General features: G+C 65.0%; 1 protein-coding gene. It reads left to right on the forward strand.

From position 1 onward, the window contains the following. Positions 1 to 28 precede the first annotated feature (28 nt). The coding region (locus tag CXQ94_RS23700) for a UDP-N-acetylmuramoyl-L-alanyl-D-glutamate--2,6-diaminopimelate ligase (RefSeq protein ID WP_219817111.1) at positions 29 to 754 on the forward strand (726 nt) is incomplete at its 3' end.

The raw sequence follows: 754 nt of genomic DNA on the forward strand, positions 1-754 counted from the left end.
GCCCAGCCGCAGCCTGCGTGTGGTCGGTGTGACCGGAACCAACGGCAAGACCAGTGTCAGCCAGCTGATTGCCCAGGCGCTCGATCGGCTCGGCGAGCCCTGCGGAATCATCGGCACGCTTGGCACCGGATTCCACGGACAGCTGGAACTGGGACGCCACACCACGCCAGATGCCATCGGCGTGCAGGCGACACTGGCGAACCTCAAACAAGAGGGTGCTCGCGCGGTAGCGATGGAAGTGTCTTCGCATGGTCTCGATCAGGGGCGCGTCGCGGCCCTGGATTTCGATGTCGCCGTGTTCACCCATCTGTCGCGGGACCACCTCGATTACCACGGCAGCATGGATGCTTATGGTGCTGCCAAGGCGCGCCTGTTCGAGGTGCCCGGGCTGAGCTGTCGGGTAATCAACCTCGACGATGCCTTTGGCCGCGTGCTGGCCGGCGAGGAGCGCGAGTCGCGCCTGATCACTTACAGCCTGGAAGACCCTACGGCCTACCTGTTCTGCGCTGAAGCGCGTCTCGACGACGACGGCATTCATGCTCGGCTGATCACGCCGCAGGGCGAGCGCTCGTTGCGCAGTCCACTGCTCGGGCGTTTCAACGTCAGCAATGTATTGGCCGCCGTCGGCGCCCTGCTTGGCATGGACTATCCACTGGACGAAATCCTGGCCGTGCTGCCTGAACTGCAAGGCCCCGCCGGCCGCATGCAGCGGCTGGGTGGCGGCGACCATCCGCTGATCGTGGTCGACTACGCA

The sequence above is a fragment of the Arthrobacter sp. GMC3 genome, from assembly GCF_002929305.1.
Taxonomy (GTDB): domain Bacteria; phylum Actinomycetota; class Actinomycetes; order Actinomycetales; family Micrococcaceae; genus Specibacter.